The organism is Kitasatospora sp. NPDC005856 (assembly GCF_040629945.1).
GTDB lineage: Bacteria > Actinomycetota > Actinomycetes > Streptomycetales > Streptomycetaceae > Kitasatospora.
Genome location: NZ_JBEXWT010000205.1, coordinates 1 through 2,779, shown reverse-complemented (window position 1 = coordinate 2,779; position 2,779 = coordinate 1). Strand labels below are relative to the sequence as shown.

The window sequence follows — 2,779 nt, the reverse complement described above, 5'->3', positions numbered from 1 at the left end:
CCGACCCTCGCCAGGATGACGGTCCGATCGACGGCGAGGGCTGCGGAATCGATGGACACCGCCGGGTGTCCGGCCAATTCCATCTGCCGGGCCGGGCGGTGCCGTCCTGGTGGCGCCCGAGCAGTGTGAGGGTTCGCACGCTGGTGGTGATCTGCTCGAGGACGGGGGTGCGGACGACGACGAACCGGGAGTGGTAGGCCGGGCTGGGCCGAGCTGCGCCGGGGCTTGTCCGGTGAGGGCGGTGCGGGCCGTTTGCGGTCGACGAAGCGCCGCCATTCCTCCCATGTGGTGGGCGTCGCGGTCCCGGCCTGGACTGCGGGCTGGCCGGCGGTCGGGGTCACCACTGCTGCGCCTCCTCGGCCGCGTCGTACAGGCCGAAGCCGGTGTCCACCGCGTCCTCATCATCCAGTTCGTCCTCGTCGTCCCAGACGAGGTCGGCGTCGAGGCCGTCCTCGTCCTCCTCACCCTCACCGCGCGGGTGCGGACTTCCTGGGCGGACGCATCGGTGTGGGCCACGGTGCGGCGGCGTCGAACAGCGCCGCGGGGGCCTCGCCTTCCCCGGCCGCCGTCTCGGACCGTGCAGCGCTGGCCCGCCGCGGCCTCGGAACAGCCGACCCGTGGTCGTCAGGCTGCTGCCCGGGGCCTGAGTTCTCCGGGGCGGCGGTCTGCTTCTGGCGCCTCGTCTTCCCGCGTCCTCGGGTCTGTCCGCCCGGGTCCTCCACGGCACCGACGGGCCCACCGGGCCCGCTGGTGTGGTCGTGGGGGAGGGCGGCGGGTGCGTGGCGGGTGATCAGGGCGTGTTCGCGGGGGGTGGGTGGTGCCGGTGCGGGCGCGGCGCAGGAGGTCGTCGAGGGCCTGGGCGAGGTCGGCTTCGTGCCGGTCGCGGTCGCCGCGCCGGGCGACGGTGTCCTTGAGGTGCTGCCACAGCTGGTCGCCGAAGGGCTGGTGGACGTGGTCGGCGTGGATCCACGGGATGGGCGTGAAGGCGCCGTCACCGAGGCGGGCCCAGATCCGGCGGGCGTCGTGGGGGTTGTGGTGGACCTCCCACCGGCCCTGCTGCGTGGTGACGCCGGAGGGCTGGCCGCGGTAGTCGGTGAGCATGTGGTGGTCGTAGGTGCGGTGGTTCAGGCGGATGCCGCGCTCCGTGGTCGGTTTCCAGACCACGGACAACAGTTCGATGTAGTCGTCGCCGCTCAGCGGCAGTGGTACGTGCCCGGTGGCGCCGAGCACGGCGCCTCACATCTTGTTCGGGGTCAGGGCGGTGGCGGGTATCGAGGGGTGGCGCAGTCCCTCGGTGGGGCGGTTCTGCCACTCGACGGTGATCCACTGGTCGAGGAGGTCTTGCAGCTGGGCGACGCTCCACAGGGCTTCGCGCTGGCTGCCGGATCCGCAGCGCAGGACGTTGGAGCTGGTGTGGCCGGCGACGTGTTGGCAGAACAGGGTGTTGACGGACCCGAAGGCGCGCTCAACGTGGCCGTTGGCGGCGGTGCGCGCGGGCCGGCCGGGCAGTTCGGTGGGGTCAGCCAGCGTGGCTGCTGGAGGGCTGGGGCCGCGCCGGGGAGGCGATCGAGCTGGCCCGCGCCCGGATCGTGCTCGGCCACCCGCGCGCGCTGGAGTCCTACATCCGGCTCCTCGCCCGGCACGGCCGGATCGAGGAGCTGCGAGCCTACGCGGCGGCCGAGGACCATGGGCGCGCGGCGCGGCGGCTGGCGGTGCTGCTGGAGGGGCGTGGCGATGTCGACGGCGCGGTCGCCGTGGACCAGAGGGCCGCCGAGGCGACTGTCACCCCCGTCCAGGCGGCGCCGGCGCAGGGCGGCCTGGCGGCAGGCCTGCCCGTAAGTCAACAGGCCGGGCCGGCCGGTGCGGGCGGGCCCGGGGAGCCGCTCTTCGCAGCCGGGACCGGCACACCGGGAGGGCGTCCGCGCGTGATGTTCCGTCACGGATCCACGGTGACGGAACCCGGCTGGCTGCCGCAAGCCGCCCCGCTGTCGTCCGGTCCGCCGGGCCCGGGTGCCGTGGTAGGGACCCGGTCGGGCGAGTCCGGTCGGGCTGTGCCGGGTGGTTGCGTCACCGTCCGGCGTCCGTCTCGTCGGCCCCTCGTGGGGTGTGACCTGAGGGCGTTCCGGGGTGTTCGGGGTGGTGTTTTCGCTTGTTTCCGGGCCCGCCTCGGCCGGGTTGGGGGTGTCGGTGGGGGTCGGTTCGGTGACGTTGCGTGGTTGTCACGCCGGGTCGTCCCCCCGGTCGGGCGCCGGGTCCGGGGAGTGGCACCGCCCTTGTTTCCCGTGGCGGTGTCCGCCCTGTTTTCCCGGCCTGTCCTGACGATGTTCCACGGTGTTTTCGCGGCGTCGTATACCCGGGAATTCGGGTGTCGTTCCCGTGGGAATTCCGGCGCCCTTTTCCGTTCGACGTCGTCGTGGTCCTGGCCGTCGTCGTGCTCGGCGCCGAGTCCGCCGTCGCGGCCGCTCTGCCCCGCCGGTGGTCGGTGCCGTGTGCCGAGCGGAGGTTGTCCCAGGCCTGTTCCAGCTATGTCTCAGCCCGCCGGGTGTGTCTGTTTCGCTGGGACAGTCCCAGGCTGTTTCGTCTGGTGGGAGTGTTTCGCGGTGTGCTGTCCCAGCCCGCCGGTGTGGCCGGCCCTCGCTGTCCTCGCCCTTGCTGTGCCCGTGGCCGTGGTGCGGGCCGTGGTCCTGAGCTGCCCCGACTTCCGTGGAGTCCGCGATCGTGTGATCAGGCGGCTTGAGGGGCTTGCTCCAGTCTCGCCCAGTACGCCTGTTCGTACTCG

General features: G+C 73.0%; 1 protein-coding gene. It reads right to left on the bottom strand.

Translation table 11 applies throughout. The features are described from left to right. Positions 1–624: 624 nt before the first annotated feature. Positions 625–1,230 (bottom strand): Mu transposase C-terminal domain-containing protein, encoded by a 606-nt coding sequence (locus tag ABZ449_RS41920; protein WP_360357377.1) that lies wholly within the window; start codon positions 1,228–1,230, stop codon positions 625–627. Positions 1,231–2,779 lie beyond the last annotated feature (1,549 nt).